This is a genomic window from Allobosea sp. NPDC055353, assembly GCF_053644975.1.
In genome coordinates this window covers 420,160-437,688 of the sequence record NZ_JBSHMC010000002.1, presented here as the reverse complement: position 1 = coordinate 437,688, position 17,529 = coordinate 420,160, and the positions used below count along the sequence as shown (strand labels likewise).

The following is a 17,529-nucleotide window of genomic DNA, read 5'->3' as shown; positions in this document are numbered from 1 at the left end:
TTCATGTGTTGCTTTAAGACGGTTCGGCACGGCGAAGCGGCTGGGCACCGCAGGCGCTGGACTACAGTCGCGCCGCGGCCTCAACTGACGGCATGCTCACTCTCGACCATCTCACGGTGATCGCTCCGACGCTCGCAGAGGGCGTCGCGCATGTTCGTGACTGCCTCGACCTCGATGTGCCTTTCGGCCAGCGGCACGGCTATATGGTTACCCATAATCACCTGCTTCAGCTCGGCGACATGGCCTATCTGGAGATCGTCTCGCTCGATCCCGACGGGGTGAAACCCGGGCGCGCCCGCTGGTTCGGGCTCGATGACCAGAAGCAGGTCAGGCGGGATTGGGATGCCGGCCGTCGCTTGCGCGGCTGGGTCGCCCGCACCGATGGGATCGACGATGTCCTGAAGGGCAGGGAAGCGATCTTCGGCCGTAAGATCGGGCTGCCGACGGACGCTTCGGCCTTCGATTTCGCCATTCCCGATGATGGCTCGCTGCCCTGGGGCGGGGCGGCTCCCTCGATCATCGATCGGCGCGGCAAGCCGCGCTCGATGGCGACGATCGCCGATCTGGGCGCCCGATTGCGCGGGTTCTCGCTGGAGCATCCGGAGGCCGAGGCCATCGCAGCGCTGTTGCAGGAACTGCGGACGGAGCGGGGGCCTGTCGTCAGTCACGGGCCGGAGCTGCGTTATCGGGCACAGATCGAAACGCCCGCCGGGCCCAGGGAATTGTCCTGATCGCAGCGCCTGACCAGTATGGCTCTACATCCGCTCGCCGGGGATCCGGCTCGCCTGCCTGACCCAGTCCGAGAACTGGGCTTCGTCGAAGGCGTCGTTCTCATGGATGTCGAGATAGCGCACCTCCTTCTGCTTCGAAGGGCCGGGCGGCACGGGGTTCAGCGCCGCGCCCTTGAAGAAGGAGACCTTCACATAGCGGGTGAAGCAATGGATGCCGAGGAACCAGGTCTGGTTGCCGGTGCCGTAGAGCGGCGAGTTCCACTTCACGGCCTTCGTGACATCGGGGAAGGCCTTGACGATCAGGTCGTCGATGCGCCGGCCGAGCGCGCTCTTCCAGCCGGGCATGGCGGCGATATAGGCCTGCACCGGCGCGTCACCGTCGCCCTTCGGAATCTGCGGGTTGCCGCCGGATAGAAGGCGTGGCGGGGCGTCTGAACTCATGCGGTCGCTCCTGCCGGGTAAGTCCCGGTGCGGCATGTTATGGAAGCCGATCGGCTGCTGGCAACCGCAGTGTTCGTCGCCGGAGTACCCCGCTGCGACGCTATGTCATGACCCCCGCCAGCCGGGCTTGCAGCGTTTTTCCTTTGGGAATCAATGTAATTTAGCCGGGGCTACGAGTGGCAGGCAGACCCGCCATGCAGTTCTCGTCTGACGACTTAAGTTATGATTAAGGCAGCGGCTCCTAGGAGCAGAGTCGCGTCCAAAGCAATTCTACGCCTTGGAACTGATAAATCCGATCCGGGACTGGTCAAGTTATTGATCGTGTTCTTGCTGCCATGACGTGAAGGTTGATTATGACTAGCCAGTATATCCAGGGTATGGTGCAGGATGTGAAGGAAGGCGGCCTGTCGCGGCGCTCCTTCATCCAGAAGATGGCGGCGCTCGGTATCACCGCGCCGATCGCGACCCAGATCCTCTCCTGGAACGATGTTGCGATGGCCAATGCCACGCTCGAATACAAGCCGACCAAGGCCGGCGGCGGCGGACCGCTGAAGATGCTGCTCTGGCAGGCCCCGACCCTGCTCAACCCGCATTTCGCCTCGGGCACCAAGGACCAGATCGCGTCGCGCGTGTTCTACGAGCCGCTCGCCGGCTGGGACAAGGAAGGCAACCTGATCCCGCAGCTCGCGGCCGAGGTTCCCAGCAAGGCCAATGGCGGCCTGTCCGAGGACGGCACGACCGTGACCTGGAAGCTGAAGAAGGACGTGAAGTGGCATGACGGCAAGCCGTTCACGGCCGACGACGTCGTCTTCACCTGGGAATATGCCGCCGACCCGGCGACCGCCGCCTACACCACCGGCGCCTACAAGGACATCAAGGTCGAGAAGGTCGACGATCTCACCGTCAAGGTGATCTTCGCCAAGCCGACGCCGTTCTGGGCCGATCCCTTCGTTGGCGTCGCCGGCATGATCATCCCGAAGCATCATTTCGGCGAGTACAAGGGCGCCAAGTCGCGCGAGGCTCCGGCCAACCTCAAGCCCGTCGGCACCGGCCCCTACAAGTTCGCCGATTTCAAGCCGGGCGACATCCTCAGCGGTACCCGCAACGAGAGCTACCACGTCGCCAATCGTCCGCATTTCGACACGTTCGAGATCAAGGGCGGCGGTGATGCGGTCTCGGCGGCGCGCGCCGTCCTGCAGACCGGCGAATACGACTACGCCTGGGATACGCTGGTCGAGGACGAGGTCCTCAAGCGCATGGAGATGGGCGGTCGCGGCAAGATCAGCGCTGCGCCGGCCGGTGACATCGAGTTCATCACGCTGAACACGACCGATCCGTGGACCGAGGTCGATGGCGAGCGTTCCAGCGCCAAGACCAAGCACCCGACCCTGTCGGACCCGGCCGTGCGCCAGGCGATCAACCTGCTGATCGACCGCGACTCGATCCAGAAGTTCATCTATGGCCGCGCCGGCGCTGCCACGGCGAGCTTCGTGAACGAGCCCAAGCAGTTCAAGTCGGAGAAGCTCAAGTACGAGTTCAGCATCGAGAAGGCCAACAAGATCCTCGACGAGGCCGGCTGGAAGAAGGGCTCGGACGGCATCCGCGAGAAGGATGGCAAGAAGCTCAAATACGTCTTCCAGACCTCGATCAACGCTCCGCGCCAGAAGGTGCAGGCCATCATCAAGCAGGCCTGCCAGCGCGCCGGCATCGATATCGAGCTGAAGTCGGTGACGGCCTCGGTGTTCTTCTCGTCGGACGTCGCCAATCCCGACACCTATACCAAGCTCTATACCGACATCGAGATGTACACGACCACGCAGCCGCAGCCCGATCCGGAGCGTTTCCTCAACCAGTTCACCTCCTGGGAAGTCGCCAGCAAGGAGAACAAGTGGCTGGGCCGCAACGTCTCGCGCTACACGGATCCGGCTGCCGACGAAGCCTACAAGGCCGCGCAGAAGGAGCTCGACCCGGCCAAGCGGGCCGCCTACCTGATCAAGGTCAACGAGATCTTCTGCGAGGCCAACGTCATCCTGCCGATCCTGTCGCGCAAGAAGGTTGTCGCTGCGTCGAACACCCTCTCGCATGATCATTCGGGCTGGGATGTCGACACCTGGAACCTCGCGTCCTGGTATCGCGCCTGAGGCAAAAATCGCCCTTGTGGAGAGTGATCTCCGCAAGGGATGCGCAATGAAGAAGGCCCGGCGGAGGTATCCGCCGGGCCTTTTCTATGGTCGTTCGTTGCGTGGCTGGGGAGCCGCGTCAGCTCGCCAGCCGCTTGATCGCCCCGGCGCGGCCGCCGACGAGGATGCGCTCGTCCACGTCCTTGATGTCGCGCAGGCCGCAGAGCGCCATGGTTGTGTCGAGCTCCTTGCGGATGATGTCGAGCGCGGCGGTGACACCCGGCTCGCCCATGGCGCCGAGCCCGTAGAGGAAGGCGCGGCCGATGAAGGTGCCGTGGGCGCCGAGCGCGACCGCCTTCAGCACGTCCTGGCCCGAGCGGATGCCGCCGTCGAACAGCACCTCGATGCGGTTGCCAACCTGTTCGACGATGCCAGGCAGGGCCTCGATCGAGGAGAGCGCGCCATCGAGCTGGCGGCCGCCATGGTTCGAGACGATCAGCGCGTCGGCACCGCTCTTGGCCGCCATCTCGGCGTCTTCCGGATCGAGGATGCCCTTGAGGATCAGCTTGCCGCCCCATTGCTCCTTGATCCACTGGACGTCGTCCCAGTTCAGCTGCGGGTCGAACTGGCTGGCGGTCCAGGAGGAGAGCGAGGACATGTCGGCGACGCCGGTGACATGGCCGACGATGTTGCCGAACTGCCGGCGCGGCGTGTCCAGCATCTTCAGGCACCAGCGCGGCTTGAAGGCGAGGTTGATCAGGTTGGCGATGGTGGGCTTCGGCGGAGCGGAGAGGCCGTTGCGGATATCCTTGTGACGCTGGCCGAGGATCTGCAGGTCGAGCGTCAGCACCAGCGCCGAGCAGCCGGCCGCCTTGGCACGCTGGATCAGGCGGGAGATGAAGTCGCGGTCCTTCATCACATAGAGCTGGAACCAGAACGGCGCGCTGGTGTGGTTCGCGACATCCTCGATCGAGCAGATGCTCATGGTCGAGAGCGTGAAGGGCACGCCAGCCTTGGCGGCGGCCTTGGCGGCGAGGATCTCGCCATCGGCGTGCTGCATGCCGGTGAGGCCGGTGGGGGCGAGCGCGACCGGCATCGTGACCGGCTGGCCGATGATCTCCGAGGCGAGCGAGCGGTTGGTCATGTCGACTGCGACGCGCTGGCGCAGCTTCACCTTGGCGAAATCGGTCTCGTTGGCGCGATAGGTACCCTCGGTCCAGGCGCCGGAATCGGCGTAGTCGTAGAACATGCGCGGCACGCGGCGCTTGGCCAGAAGGCGCAAGTCTTCGATGGTCAGGGGCTGGGCCATGTCTCGTCTCGCCGTTGGCGTCCCGTCTTGTCCTTCCGGCTTGCTCGCATGCTGGCGGACGGGGCGCAACCGTTCGCCGCGCAAACGGGCCTGCGTCAGGAGATCGCCCTGTGCCAAGACACGGAGCATGCTGACGAAACCTTGACGAAGGGCGGCAGGGCCTGCCTGAGCTTTCATCTCGACAAGGATCGGTTTTCGGTCAATCCTACCTTACCGGCATAGGGGCCATGCGTTCAGTGCCGGTGAGAGACGCTTTGGCTTCGAGGGATGTGGCGATGGCGACCGGAACCGTGAAATGGTTCAATACTGAGAAGGGGTTCGGCTTCATTCAACCGGCGGAAGGCGGCAAGGATGTGTTCGTTCACATCACGGCCGTGAAAGAGGCCGGCATGATGACGCTGACGGAAGGGCAGCAGGTTTCGTTCGAGTTGAAGACCGAGCGCGGCAAGACGGCCGCGGGCGATCTGAAAGTGCTCTGAGACTGCTCTGTTGCCGTGAGGTTCGCCTGCCGCGCGTGGCGGGATGCTGGCGAGCGCGTGCCTGAAAGATAACGACCGGATCGGCGTTGTCGCCGTATGTCCGGCGCTGCTTCTTTGATCCGACATGATGCACCGAAAGCTCCGTCCAGGTCTGGCCTGCGGGGTTTTCTTGCTTGAGAATCCGTGGGATGCGCGGAGTCGGACGCACCAGCGGCCCTCTGGTTCTTTCGCTCACGCACAAGCGCCGCGCGGCTGACGCGGGAAGATCGCGCGCCCATCCGTCTCGGCTTCGCCGAGCTACCTTATCCCGGCGGGGAGAAGGAAGAGTCCGTCCTATCTTCCGCACGACAATCCGCTTGCACGAACGGCGCGTTCGATATAAAGATATCTTTATATCTTTTTCCTTGTCGACAGAGGACGCCAGCGCGTGCGGCAGCCGACGACATTGTCTTCCGATGTGCTTCTCGCGGGCCTGCGCGCCGCCGGCGAGGAGACGCGGCTGCGCATTCTCGCGCTGCTCTCCGAGGGCGAGCTTTCCGTCTCCGATCTCACCGACATTCTCGGCCAGTCGCAGCCGCGCATCTCGCGCCATCTCAAGCTGCTCGCCGAGGCCGGGCTGGTCCGGCGCTCGCGCGAGGGGGCCTGGGCCTTCTTCCGGCTCGACGAGACCGGGCCGGGCGGTGCCTTTGCCGCCTCGTTGGCCGCCTGGCTCGACCTGAGCGATCCGGTGCTCGCGGCCGATCGCGAGCGGCTCGCCGCTGTCAGGGCGACGCGGGCCGAGGCCGCGCAGTCCTATTTCGCCAGCGTCGCGCGCGATTGGGATCGTCTGCGCGGCCTGCATGTGCCTGACCATGCCGTCGAGGCGGCTGTCGAGGAGGCGGTCGGCGAGGGCTCGCCCGGCGCGATGCTCGATCTCGGTACCGGTACGGGCCGGATGCTGGAGCGGATCGCGCCGAAATTCGGCCGGGCCGTCGGCGTCGACGCCAACCATGCGATGCTGGCGGTGGCGCGTGCCAATCTTGAGCAGACGGGGCTGTCGCGCGTCGAATTGCGGCAGGGCGACATCTATGCGCTGCCCTTCGCGCGGGGCTCCTTCGATCTCGTCGTGATCCATCAGGTGCTGCATTTCCTCGATGATCCCGGCCGGGCCGTGCGCGAAGCTGCCGCGATGCTGGCGCCTGGCGGGCGCCTGATCGTCGTCGATTTCGCGCCGCACGAGATGGAGTTCCTGCGGACCGAGCATGCGCATCGCCGGCTCGGCTTCTCCCGCCAGCAGATCGCCGCCTGGTTCAGCGAGGCCGGCCTGTCCTGCGATCTTTCCCGCGAAGTCACCCTGGCCGATGGCGGCTCCGGCCAGCTCCCGGTCATGCTCTGGCGCGGCCGCGACCGGCGCGTCCAGGCCGATCCGCCGGCCCGCACGATCAATCTAGAGGTTGCGTGATGAATGCTTTCCGCCCCAGCCGCCACGGCTCGCGCCGTCCGCGCGTGTCCTTCGAGTTCTTTCCGCCCAAGACGGAGGAGATGGAGGTCGCGTTGTGGGACAGCGTGCGCCGGCTCGAGCCGCTCGGACCGAGCTTCGTCTCGGTGACCTATGGCGCTGGCGGCTCGACCCGCGAGCGCACCCACGCCACCGTCAAGCGCATGGTCGACGAGACCGGGCTGAAGCCGGCGGCGCATCTGACCTGCGTCTCGGCCTCGAAGGCCGAGGTCGACGAGGTCATCCGGTCCTATTGGGATGCCGGCGTGCGCCATGTCGTGGCGCTGCGTGGCGATCCGGCCGGCGGGCTCGGCACTCCTTACGAGCCGCATGCGGACGGATATCACCAGACCTCCGACCTCGTGGCGGGCCTGAAGCGCATCGGCGATTTCGAGGTGACGGTCTCGGCCTATCCGGAGAAGCATCCGGAGGCCGCTTCGCTCGAGGCCGATATCGATGCGCTGCAGAAGAAGGTCGATGCCGGCGCGACGCGGGCGATCACCCAGTTCTTCTTCGATAACGACGTCTATTTCCGCTATCTCGACAAGGTGCGCGCGCGCGGCATCGAGATCCCGATCCTGCCCGGCATCGTCCCCGTCCAGAACTTCAAGCAGACCGCCAACTTCGCCCGCAAGACCGGCGCCAGCGTGCCGCAATGGCTGGCCGACCGGTTCGAGGGGCTGGAAGACGACGTCGCGACGCGCCGTCTCGTGGCCGCCGCCGTCTGCGCCGAGCAGGTGCTCGACCTGATCGACCGCGGCGCCACCGACCTGCATTTCTACACGATGAACAAGGCCGACCTCGTCTATGCCATCTGCCATCTCGTGGGGTTGAAGCCCGAGAAGCCGGCGGCGCAGGCCGTGGCGGCGGAGTAAGCCTGATGTCCGACTTCATTCCCGCTCCCGTCGACGGCGCCGAAATCGAGCGCTCGCTGCGTCAGGCCGCGCGCGAACGCATCCTCGTGCTCGACGGCGCGATGGGCACGCAGATCCAGAACCTGAAGCTCTCGGAAGCCGATTTCCGCGGCGAGCGCTTCAAGGGCTTCAATCACGACCTCAAGGGCAATAACGACATCATCGCGTTGACCCAGCCCGAGGCGCTGCGCGACATCCATCTCGCCTATTTCCGGGCGGGCGCCGATATCGTCGAGACCAATACCTTCTCGGGCACCTCGATCGCCCAGGCCGATTACGGCATGGAGGCCTATGTCTACGAACTGAACGTCGCCTGCTCACGGCTCGCCCGCGAGGCGGCCATGATCGCCGAGAAGGAAGACGGGCGCCGCCGTTACGTGGCCGGCGCGATCGGCCCGACCAACCGCACGCTCTCGATCTCGCCCGACGTCAACAATCCCGGCTTCCGCGCCGTGACCTTCGATCAGGTGCGGGATTCCTATGCCGAGCAGGTCAGGGGCCTGATCGATGGCGGCTCCGAATTGCTGCTGATCGAGACGATCTTCGACACGCTCAACGCCAAGGCCGCGATCGTCGCGATCGAGCAGGTCTATCGCGAGAAGGGCATTCGCCTGCCGGTGATGATCTCCGGCACGATCACCGATCTCTCGGGCCGCACGCTCTCGGGCCAGACGGTCGAGGCTTTCTGGAACGCGGTGCGCCATGCCGCGCCGCTGACCATCGGCCTCAACTGCGCGCTCGGCGCACGCGAGATGCGGGCGCATATCAAGGACATGTCGCGCATCGCCGGCACGCTGGTCTGCGCCTATCCGAATGCCGGCCTGCCCAACGAATTCGGCCTTTATGACGAGCGGCCGGAAGCGACCGCCGACATGCTGGCGGAGTTCGCCGATTCCGGCTTCGTCAACATGGTTGGCGGCTGCTGTGGCACCACGCCGGACCATATCCGCGCCATCGCCCAGGCTGTCGCCGGCAAGGCGCCGCGCCAGATTCCCGAACCCAAGCCCTGGCTCCGTCTGGCGGGTCTTGAGCCCTTCACGCTCGACGAGACCATTCCCTTCGTCAATGTCGGCGAGCGCACGAACGTCACCGGCTCGGCCAAGTTCCGGAAGCTGATCACGGCCGGCGACTATGCCGCCGCGCTCGACGTGGCGCGCGACCAGGTCGCCAACGGCGCGCAGGTCATCGACATCAACATGGACGAGGGCCTGCTCGATTCCGAGAAGGCGATGACCGAGTTCTGCAACCTGATCGCCTCCGAGCCCGATATCTCGCGCGTGCCGATCATGGTCGACTCGTCGAAATTCCCGGTGATCGAGGCCGGTCTGAAGACGATCCAGGGCAAGCCGATCGTCAACTCGATCTCGATGAAGGAGGGCGAGGAGGCCTTCCTCGAGCAGGCGCGCATCTGCCGGCAGTACGGCGCGGCGGTCGTCGTGATGGCCTTCGACGAGGTCGGGCAGGCCGACACCTTCCAGCGCAAGATCGAGATCTGCACGCGGGCCTACAAGCTGCTGACCGAGACGATCGGCTTCCCGCCCGAGGACATCATCTTCGACCCGAACATCTTCGCGGTGGCGACGGGCATCGAGGAGCACGACAACTACGGCAACGACTTCATCAACGCGACGCGGGCGATCCGCGAGACCTTGCCGCATGCCCATATCTCGGGCGGCGTCTCGAACCTGTCCTTCTCGTTCCGTGGCAACGAGAAGGTCCGCGAGGCCATGCATTCGGTCTTCCTGTACCATTGCATCAAGGCCGGCATGGACATGGGCATCGTCAATGCCGGCCAGCTCGGCAGCTACGACGATCTCGATCCCGAACTGCGCGAGCTTTGCGAGGACGTCGTCCTCAACCGCCGCAAGGATTCGACCGAGCGCCTGCTGGAGGCTGCGCCGCGCTTCAAGGGCGATGGTTCGGTCGCTGCGTCCGGCAAGGACCTCGCCTGGCGCGAACTGCCGGTCGAGAAGCGGCTGGAGCATGCGCTCGTCGCCGGGATCACCGAGTTCATCGAGGCCGATACCGAGGAAGCGCGCCAGCGGGCCGATAAGCCTCTGCACGTCATCGAAGGCCCGCTGATGGCCGGCATGAACGTGGTCGGCGACCTGTTCGGCGCCGGCAAGATGTTCCTGCCGCAGGTGGTGAAGTCGGCCCGCGTGATGAAGCAGGCCGTCGCCTATCTCATGCCCTATATGGAGGAGGAGAAGCGCCTCAACGGCGGCTCCGAGCGCTCGGCCGCCGGCAAGGTGCTGATGGCGACCGTGAAGGGCGATGTCCATGACATCGGCAAGAACATCGTCGGCGTCGTGCTCCAGTGCAATAATTATGAGGTGATCGACCTCGGCGTGATGGTGCCGACCCAGAAGATCCTGGAGACGGCGCGCAAGGAGAAGGTCGATATCATCGGGCTCTCCGGGCTGATCACGCCCTCGCTCGACGAGATGGTGACGGTCGCCTCCGAGATGGAGCGCGAGGGCTTCGACATCCCGCTGCTGATCGGCGGGGCGACGACCAGCCGCGTCCATACGGCCGTGAAGATCCACCCGGCCTACAACGCCGGCCAGGCGGTGCATGTCAACGACGCCTCGCGCGCCGTCGGCGTGGTATCGAGCCTGCTCTCGTCCGAGCAGAAGCCGGGCTATGTCGCCGGCGTTCAGGCGGAATATGCCAAGGTCGCCGAGGCGCATCGCCGCTCGGAAGCCGACAAGCAGCGCCTGCCGCTGGCCAAAGCGCGCGCCAATCCCTTCAAGACGGATTGGGCAGCCTACCAGCCGCCGAAGCCGAGCTTCCTCGGCACCCGTACCTTCCGCACCTATGACATCGCCGATCTCGTGCCGGTGCTCGACTGGACGCCGTTCTTCCAGACCTGGGAACTGAAGGGCCGCTTCCCGGCGATCCTGCAGGACGAGAAGCAGGGCGAGGCCGCGCGCGCGCTCTGGGACGATGCGCAGTCGATGCTGAAGCGCATCGTCGAGGAGCGCTGGTTCAATCCGAAGGCGGTGATCGGCTTCTGGCCGGCGAATGCGGTCGGCGACGACATCCGCCTCTATACCGGCGAGAGCCGGGCCGAGGAGCTCGCGACCTTCCACGGCCTGCGCCAGCAGCTCCTGCGCCGCGACGGCAAGCCCAATCTTTGCCTCTCGGACTTCGTCGCGCCGGAAGGCGTCGCGCCCGACTATATCGGCGCCTTCGCCGTCACGGCCGGGGCTGAGGAGGAGCGGATCTCCGAGAAGTTCGCGCGCGACAACGACGACTACCGCTCGATCATGGTCAAGGCGCTGGCGGATCGTTTCGCCGAGGCCTTCGCCGAGCGGATGCATCAGCTCGTGCGCAAGGAGTTCTGGGGCTACGCACCGGACGAGGCCTTCTCGAACGAGGACCTGATCCGCGAGGAGTATCGCGGCATCCGCCCGGCGCCGGGCTATCCGGCCCAGCCCGACCATACCGAGAAGGCGACGCTGTTCCGGCTGCTGGAGGCCGAGCGCCGCGTCGGCGTGAAGCTGACCGAGAGCTATGCGATGTGGCCGGGCTCCTCGGTCTCGGGGCTCTATTTCTCGCATCCGGAGGCGTATTACTTCGGCGTCGCCAAGGTCGAACGCGATCAGGTCGAGGATTATGCCGCGCGCAAGGGCATGACGATCGAGGAGGTCGAACGCTGGCTGGCGCCGATCCTCAACTACGACACCTCAGCCTATCGCCTGCAGGCGGCCGAGTAGTTGCCTTCCAGCGCTGCTGCGGGCATCACGCCTGCCGCAGCGAGGGAGCGCGTTCGTGACGACTGACGAGGCAAGGCTGATCCGCAAGGCGGAGCCGGCGGACCAGCCGCGCATCCATGCCATCCGCATGGCCGTGCGCGAGAACATCCTGAGCGATCCCTCGAAGGTGACGGCCGAGGAGGTCGCCTGGTATCGCGAGCAGGCGATCTTCCTCGTGGCGGAAAGCGCGGGCGAGGTCGCCGCCTTCGCCTGCGCCAACCACCAGACCGGATTGGTCTGGGCTCTGTTCGTCGATCCGGCGCAGGAAGGGCAGGGCCATGGCCGGGCGTTGCTCGATGCGGCGCTGGCCGGGTTGAAGGCGGCGGGGCATGCCCAGGCCTGGCTCGAAACCGGGGCGGGCACGCGGGCGGAGCGCTTCTATGTCCGCCACGGCTGGCGCGACATGGGCCGGGGCCTCGACGGACAGGTCGTCTTCACGCGGCAACTCTGAGCTTTTGGGCGGCCTAACCCGAGAGCGCTGTTCGGCTGACGGCCGTGACCGGGCCGTCGAAGACGCGGATGCAGTCTCCGCCGGCGAGGCCGGCGACATGGAGTGCCGCCTCGGCTTCCGCGAAGATCTCGTTCTGCTCGCAGCAGCCCTCCGTCTTCAGTAGGGCCGCGCCGATCGAGGCCGTGAAATCGATGACGAGGTAGCCGCGCGGGATCGGCCGGCACAACAGCTTGCGCGTGCCGGTGAGCATCGCGGCCAGGTAAGCCTTGTCGCCTGGCATTCGCAGCAAAAGGGCGAAAGCGGCCGGGCCCGTCTGGTCGATTGCGAGGGCATCGGGAAAGAGCCGGCGCAGGCGCTCGCCGAAGCAGCGGATGACGTCGTCGCCGGCGGCCCGGCCATGGTTTTCGACGATTGTCGGAAAGCGATCGATCTCGAAGATCGCGAGAGCGAGGCATTCGGGTGCCCGGCCCCGGTCCTGCCGGACCTGCCTGAGGATGTCGGTGAAGCTGCGGCGTGCTGCGGGGCTCGTTGGGGACTCCGCTCGCGTGAGGCAGGAGACGCTGTTCCACAAGCCCTTCTCGGCGGTGACATCCTGCTTCGAGCCGAAGATGCGGCTCGGCCGGCCATGCTGATAGCCGACGCCGACGATGAGGCGCATCCAGCGCTTGTCGCCATTCACCGCCCTGATCCGGCAATCGAGCGCGAAGCCCTGCCCGGTGCGGATGGCGTTGCTGCGATGCTGCTCCATCTCGCGCCGGGACCCCTCCTCGTAGAGGTCGAGGGTCGCCTTGCGGTAGATTTCGCTGCCGCGCTGCAGGCTGAACAGGTCGTAGACCCCGTCGGTCCAGCTCAGGGTCTCGTTGGCGAGGTTGCATTCCCAGGCGCCGAGCGCGGCGGGCGCGAGCGAGCGCTCGTAGAGCGGCCTGGTGGCTGCGATGAGCTGCTGGCTATCCACGGCGCCCTCCTGCCGGTCGACCGGTGGAAGGCAGCCTAGGCCCGCGAGCGTTAAGCGAACCTTGCGTCACGCGGATATTCCACCGTTCATTGGTGCGCCGCTGCCCCGCTCTTTCGGCGCACACCCGTTCAGGCCGTCCGCGAGCCCTGCGCGTCCGCGAGCAGGTCGCGCAGCGTCGTGATCGTCGAGGAATCGGCGATGCCGTCGACCTTTTCCGGGCGCCAATGGCGCTGGAAGGCGGCGACGATCGCTTCGAGCCTGTCGTCGAAGACGCCGTCGACCGTGACGCCGTAGCCGAGCATCGCGAACATCGCCTGAAGCGCCTCGACCGGCTGGCCGCTCTCGCCGCGCGCGAAGAAGCGCCCGCCGCGGATCGGGGCCGGCTCGCTCCACAGGCCGACGCCGCCCTCACTGAGCCGCCGCCACGGGAATTTCTCGCCGGGATCGATCTTGCGGCCGGGCGCGATGTCGGAATGGGCCAGCACGCGCTCCGGGGGGATGGACCAGCGTTCGCAGATATCGCGGCAGAGGTTCAGCGTCGCGACGATCTGCTCGTCCGGGTAATCGGGCAGGCCGCCGGGATGACCGGGATTGGCGATCTCGATGCCAATCGAGCAGGAGTTGATGTCGGTCTCGCCGGCCCAGTGCGAGGCGCCGGCATGCCAGGCGCGCCGGCCTTCCGGCACGAGCTGGAGCGTGTGGCCGTTCTCGAAGACGAAATAATGCGAGGAGACCTGCGCGACCGGGTTGCAGAGCCATTGCAGCGCTTCGCCCGCAACCGGCATGCCGGTGTAGTGCAGGATCAGCATGTCGGGCCGGCGGCCGGGCGTGCCGTCCGGGTTCTTCCGCTCGCCATGGTTGGGCGATGGGAAGATCTTTGCGGCAAAGCGGCTGTCGGGCCTGGCAACGTCCGGCGGGGCGATATCGGTCATATGGGCGGCTCAGGCGGGTTGGGGCGCGAGGCTGCGGCTCATGCCGCGTTCTTTCTGGATCGCGTCCCAGGCGGCATTGATGGCGGCGATGCGGCGCGTCGCGATGGCGATCGCCTCCGCGGGCAGGCCGCGAGCGATCTCGCGGTCAGGATGGGTTTCGGCGACGAGGTGGCGGTAATGGCGCTTCAGCTCGGCGTCGCCCATCTCGCGGCTGGCGCCGAGCACGAGATAGGGGTCGTCCGGGCGGCGGGCATGGCGGGCCTCGATCCGGGCGAAATTGGGCTCGGTGATGCCGAAGATACCGGCGACCGACTGGAGATAGGCGTGCTCGGCCTCGTGGATCGCGCCATCGGCAGCAGCGATCAGGAAGAGGCCGTCGAGCACGTCCTCCAGCAGGGCAGGCTCGTCCTTGAAGGCGCCGGCGATCTGCGAGGCATAGGCCTCGAAGCCGGCGCTGGTCTGCTTGGCGAGATCGAACAGGGCCTCGATGCGCTGCTGCTGATCGGGCGGGACCTCGACGATGCGGCGGAAGGCGGTGATCTCGTCGCAGGTCACGACGCCGTCCGAGCGCGCCATCTTGGCAGCGAGCGCGACGAGGCCGGTGGTGAAGACGAGCTCGCGCGGTGCCGGGCCGAACGGCGCGCCCTCGCGATCGACCAGGACATGGCCGGCGAGCGCGCCGACGAGCGCGCCCAGCGGACCACCGATCACGAGCCCGAGCCCGCCGCCGCCCAGAGCGCCCCAGAAAGAGGAAGCCATCACACAATCGATCCCGGTGAATCTGAATGCGCGGATGATGGAAGAAGGGGGGTTGTTCGCGCAAGAGCACCCGGTGCGACGGCCTGCCGCGCCAAAAAAGCACATCCGGCCGGGAGTGAGGCTGAAATGAGGCGGCTGGTTCGCGTGCTTGATTCGCTTCCGGGGGCGGGGAGCCGGCGAAGTTTTTCAGTGGAGCCAATACATATGAATACTGAATAGTTAAATATAGAATATATTCCTGTTTACGCTAATTGTTATGCGTTTTCCTATGGAATATGCCAGATTATCGACACATTCGACCATCAGTTGAGCGCCCCCATCGGCCAGTCATGGCTCAATGGGGTTCAATTCGACATGCGATATATCTGTGGTGGTCTCGCGGCTGCGTGCCTGATTAGCCTCTCCGGGGGTGCCCTGGCCGAGGATTTCGTCAACGCGGAAACGGACCCCAGGGCTATCGTTCTTCGCGACGCCGAGATCGCCCGCGCCAAGGCCGCCGAAGGCAAGGGCGAAGAGGCCCAGGCCGGGGCTCCCAAGGCGAAATCCGCGACCCGCGCCGCCAAGGCAGAAGCCGTCAAGGTTGAGACCGAAAAGCACGAGAGCCGCGCCAGCCGCGCGCTGGCGGCTCCGGCCGGAACCGAGGGCATCAAGGCCATCGTCGCGCGGCATGCCGCCGCCAATGGCGTGCCGTTCTCGCTGGCCGATGCGGTCGTGCGCGTGGAAAGCCGCTACAATCCCCGCGCCTCGCATGCGGGCAATTACGGCCTGATGCAGATCCGCCACCAGACGGCGCGCGGCCTGGGCTATTCCGGCAGCGCCAGCGGCCTGCTCGATGCCGAGACCAATGCGCGCTACGGCATGAAGTACCTCGCCATGGCCTACAAGATGGCCGGCGGCGACACCTGCCGCACGGTGATGAAGTACCAGAGCGGCCATATGACGAACCGGATGAGCGGCGCCAACCGCGCCTATTGCGCCAAGGTGCGCACCATTACCGCCCGCAACTGACGGTCGTCGCACGGCAAGGCTCGCCATCCCGCGAGCCCTCGTCCTGAGGAGCCATTCCGAAGGGAATGGCGGCTCGAAGGGCGTTTCAGGAGGCGCTGGAATTCGCTGGAGCATCCTTCGAGACGCAGCCTCCGGCTGCTCCTCAGGATGAGGGCTTGGTTCCTAGGCGATTCTCCACGCTTGACGCGGGCCGCGCCAGCGCGCATCTCCCCCTCGCCAGTCGGCCGGACGGCCGCTCTCGCTCGCGAGGGAGGAAAGTCCGGGCTCCACGGAAACACGGTGCCGGATAACGTCCGGCGGGGGCGACCCCAGGGAAAGCGCCACAGAGATCGAACCGCCCTGCGCTGGAGAGCTTCGGCTTTTCCGGCAGGGTAAGGGTGAAAAGGTGCGGTAAGAGCGCACCGCGGACCCGGCAACGGGGACGGCATGGCAAGCCCCACCGGGAGCAAAACCGAATAGGGACGATGCTGCCTGCGCAAGCGGGCAGGGGCAGGTTTCTGTGCCTGGTCGTCCGGGTTGGTTGCTCGAGGCGCGCAGCAATGCGCGTCCCAGAGGAATGGCCGTCACGTTATCGGAGCAATCCGGTAGCCATCCAGAACCCGGCTTACAGGCCGGCTGGCACCTCACTTCCCAGCGTTCGACGCTACTCCCAAAATGCGCGTCATCCCGGGCGACCGAAGGGAGACCCGGGATCCATTCCGGAGCGCTTCCGAGGAAGGTTCAGGCATGGATCCCGGATCTCCGCTTCGCTGCGTCCGGGATAACGCACGTGGTCGTTGATGGTGGCCTCAGGTTACCGTCGTCTCGACCGGGATGTTGCCCTTCGTCGCGTGCGAATAGGGGCAGACCACATGGGCCTTCTTGACGAGGTCCTCGACTGCAGCCTTGTCGAGGCCGGGCACGGAGACGGTCAGCTTCGCGGTGATGCCGAAGCCCTGGCCGTCGTCGCGCGGGCCGATGCCGATATCGGCCGAGACCTTCGCATCGTCCGGAATCTTCACCTTCTCCTTGCCGGCGACGAACTTGAGCGCGCCGAGGAAGCAGGCCGAATAGCCGATGGCGAAGAGCTGCTCCGGATTGGTGCCGTCGCCGCCACCGCCGCCGAGTTCCTTCGGCGTATTCAGCACGAGCTTGACGTTGCCGGTATCGGTCGCGGCCTGGCCTTCGCGGCCGCCGGTGGCGGAACCATGGGCGGTGTAGAGCGTCTTCATGAGCGGTGTCCTTCCTGGGGTGAGCTGATGGTTGTTATTTAGATTGTGCGCAATTATATTGTCAACAATTAATTTTATCGGAGCTGAGGGTGGTTGATAATCAGGTTGCTTTCGGCTTTCCGTGAAGCTGGGCTAAGGGCGAGGTATGATGGCTGAAAAGGATAGGGCCGGAGACGGGATGCCGCGTCTGGAGCAGCAGCTCTGCTTCGCGATCTATCAGGTCGGCCATGCCTTCAATCGGGCTTATCGCCCGATCCTGGCCGCGCTCGGGCTGACCTATCCGCAATATCTGGTCATGCTGGTGCTCTGGGAGCAGGACGGGCTCACGGTGAAGGAGCTCGGCGAGCGGCTGATGCTGGACTCGGGCACGCTGACGCCGCTGCTGAAGCGGCTCGAAGCCTCCGGCCTGATCCGGCGCGAGCGCGACGTCCGCGATGAGCGGCAGGTGCGCATCCATCTTGCCGAGAAAGGCGAGGGGTTGCGCGAGCAGGGGCGCTGCGTCCAGGAGGCTGTCGGCGAAGCGCTGGGCGGGACGGCGGGCGATGCGGGGCGATTGCGCGACCAGCTCGGTCTCGTCCGCGATGCGTTGCTGACGTCGGCGCGCGAGGATTGAGCGGGGGCTTTTTGCGGTAGACGCTACCCTTGTCATTCCGGGTTCGCGCCTGCGGCGCGCCCCGGAATGACAAGGGCGGTTCCCTCCCTGCGCCTTCCGAACGGGGCCGCCTCGCGGCCTGCCGGAAATAGCGGCGCGATTTCGTAAAAATTTTTCGCAGCGGTGACCCGATGTATCGCCGGCCCACGCGGCCGGGTGGTGCCGAATTGCGCGTGCTTACGGATACTTAACCTTAACAAGCTGTGATGCCGGAGAGACCCGGCAGGTGCGTCGCTGCGCCTGTGATTCCATTGACGCCCATAAAGGCCCATGCTATCCCAAATCATCCCGTCGAAGCCGGCAGGCAATCCAAGGGTCAAGCTCCGTGTGCC

15 protein-coding genes and 1 other RNA gene are annotated in these 17,529 nt (G+C 65.8%); 10 read left to right on the top strand and 6 right to left on the bottom strand.

All coding sequences use genetic code 11. The features are described 5' to 3' along the window. Nucleotides 1–92: 92 nt before the first annotated feature. The gene (locus ACWIEX_RS15390) at nt 93–731 is read left to right on the top strand and encodes a VOC family protein (RefSeq protein WP_454033894.1); all 639 of its coding nucleotides are present in this window, start codon (nt 93–95) and stop codon (nt 729–731) included. A 24-nt stretch (nt 732–755) separates the two neighbouring features. On the opposite strand, the gene ACWIEX_RS15385 is transcribed toward ACWIEX_RS15390, so the two are convergent. Next, nucleotides 756–1,208: a DUF1801 domain-containing protein gene (locus ACWIEX_RS15385; protein WP_454033893.1), complete on the bottom strand. Its 453-nt coding sequence runs from the start codon at nt 1,206–1,208 to the stop codon at nt 756–758. Nucleotides 1,209–1,525: 317 nt separating this feature from the next. Here ACWIEX_RS15385 and ACWIEX_RS15380 point away from each other — a divergent pair, with 317 nt between their 5' ends. After that, nucleotides 1,526–3,313, top strand: coding sequence for a peptide ABC transporter substrate-binding protein (locus ACWIEX_RS15380; RefSeq protein WP_454033892.1), 1,788 nt, complete (start codon nt 1,526–1,528; stop codon nt 3,311–3,313). 118 nt (nt 3,314–3,431) lie between these two features. On the opposite strand, the gene ACWIEX_RS15375 is transcribed toward ACWIEX_RS15380, so the two are convergent. Beyond that, entirely contained in the window at nt 3,432–4,601 is a 1,170-nt protein-coding gene (locus tag ACWIEX_RS15375) for an alpha-hydroxy acid oxidase (RefSeq protein ID WP_454033891.1), read from the bottom strand. A gap of 275 nt (nt 4,602–4,876) precedes the next feature. Between ACWIEX_RS15375 and ACWIEX_RS15370 the strand changes: the two genes are divergently transcribed. The 5 genes from ACWIEX_RS15370 to ACWIEX_RS15350 all read left to right on the top strand — a co-directional run bounded on the left by ACWIEX_RS15370 (nt 4,877) and on the right by ACWIEX_RS15350 (nt 11,680). Continuing rightward, nucleotides 4,877–5,080 carry a cold-shock protein gene (locus ACWIEX_RS15370; protein ID WP_061966761.1) on the top strand — a complete coding sequence of 68 codons (204 nt, stop codon included), beginning with the start codon at nt 4,877–4,879 and terminating at the stop codon, nt 5,078–5,080. A 427-nt stretch (nt 5,081–5,507) separates the two neighbouring features. Beyond that, entirely contained in the window at nt 5,508–6,521 is a 1,014-nt protein-coding gene (locus ACWIEX_RS15365; protein WP_454033890.1) for an ArsR/SmtB family transcription factor, read from the top strand. Next, complete coding sequence (metF, locus tag ACWIEX_RS15360) at nt 6,521–7,432, top strand: methylenetetrahydrofolate reductase [NAD(P)H] (RefSeq protein WP_454033889.1); 912 nt, start codon at nt 6,521–6,523, stop codon at nt 7,430–7,432. Before ACWIEX_RS15365 ends, metF begins: the two co-directional genes overlap by 1 nt. 5 nt (nt 7,433–7,437) lie before the next feature. Beyond that, entirely contained in the window at nt 7,438–11,190 is a 3,753-nt protein-coding gene (gene metH / locus ACWIEX_RS15355; protein ID WP_454033888.1) for a methionine synthase, read from the top strand. Between the two features lie 55 nt (nt 11,191–11,245). Continuing rightward, the gene (locus tag ACWIEX_RS15350; protein ID WP_454033887.1) at nt 11,246–11,680 is read left to right on the top strand and encodes a GNAT family N-acetyltransferase; all 435 of its coding nucleotides are present in this window, start codon (nt 11,246–11,248) and stop codon (nt 11,678–11,680) included. Between the two features lie 13 nt (nt 11,681–11,693). On the opposite strand, the gene ACWIEX_RS15345 is transcribed toward ACWIEX_RS15350, so the two are convergent. From ACWIEX_RS15345 to ACWIEX_RS15335, 3 genes are all read right to left on the bottom strand, one after another. Beyond that, the gene (locus ACWIEX_RS15345) at nt 11,694–12,635 is read right to left on the bottom strand and encodes a diguanylate cyclase domain-containing protein (protein WP_454033886.1); all 942 of its coding nucleotides are present in this window, start codon (nt 12,633–12,635) and stop codon (nt 11,694–11,696) included. A gap of 128 nt (nt 12,636–12,763) precedes the next feature. Beyond that, the gene (locus tag ACWIEX_RS15340; protein ID WP_454033885.1) at nt 12,764–13,567 is read right to left on the bottom strand and encodes a peptidoglycan recognition protein family protein; all 804 of its coding nucleotides are present in this window, start codon (nt 13,565–13,567) and stop codon (nt 12,764–12,766) included. Between the two features lie 9 nt (nt 13,568–13,576). Continuing rightward, entirely contained in the window at nt 13,577–14,326 is a 750-nt protein-coding gene (locus tag ACWIEX_RS15335; RefSeq protein WP_454033884.1) for a TerB family tellurite resistance protein, read from the bottom strand. A gap of 354 nt (nt 14,327–14,680) precedes the next feature. Between ACWIEX_RS15335 and ACWIEX_RS15330 the strand changes: the two genes are divergently transcribed. Continuing rightward, on the top strand, nt 14,681–15,334 hold the full coding sequence (locus ACWIEX_RS15330) for a lytic transglycosylase domain-containing protein (RefSeq protein WP_454033883.1): 654 nt from the start codon (nt 14,681–14,683) through the stop codon (nt 15,332–15,334). Between the two features lie 216 nt (nt 15,335–15,550). Beyond that, nucleotides 15,551–15,957, top strand: an RNA gene (gene rnpB, locus ACWIEX_RS15325) — RNase P RNA component class A. 165 nt (nt 15,958–16,122) lie between these two features. Here rnpB and ACWIEX_RS15320 read toward each other — a convergent pair. Continuing rightward, the gene (locus ACWIEX_RS15320) at nt 16,123–16,545 is read right to left on the bottom strand and encodes an organic hydroperoxide resistance protein (protein ID WP_454033882.1); all 423 of its coding nucleotides are present in this window, start codon (nt 16,543–16,545) and stop codon (nt 16,123–16,125) included. Between the two features lie 178 nt (nt 16,546–16,723). Here ACWIEX_RS15320 and ACWIEX_RS15315 point away from each other — a divergent pair, with 178 nt between their 5' ends. After that, nucleotides 16,724–17,158, top strand: coding sequence for a MarR family winged helix-turn-helix transcriptional regulator (locus tag ACWIEX_RS15315; protein WP_454033881.1), 435 nt, complete (start codon nt 16,724–16,726; stop codon nt 17,156–17,158). The last annotated feature ends 371 nt before the right edge of the window (nt 17,159–17,529 follow it).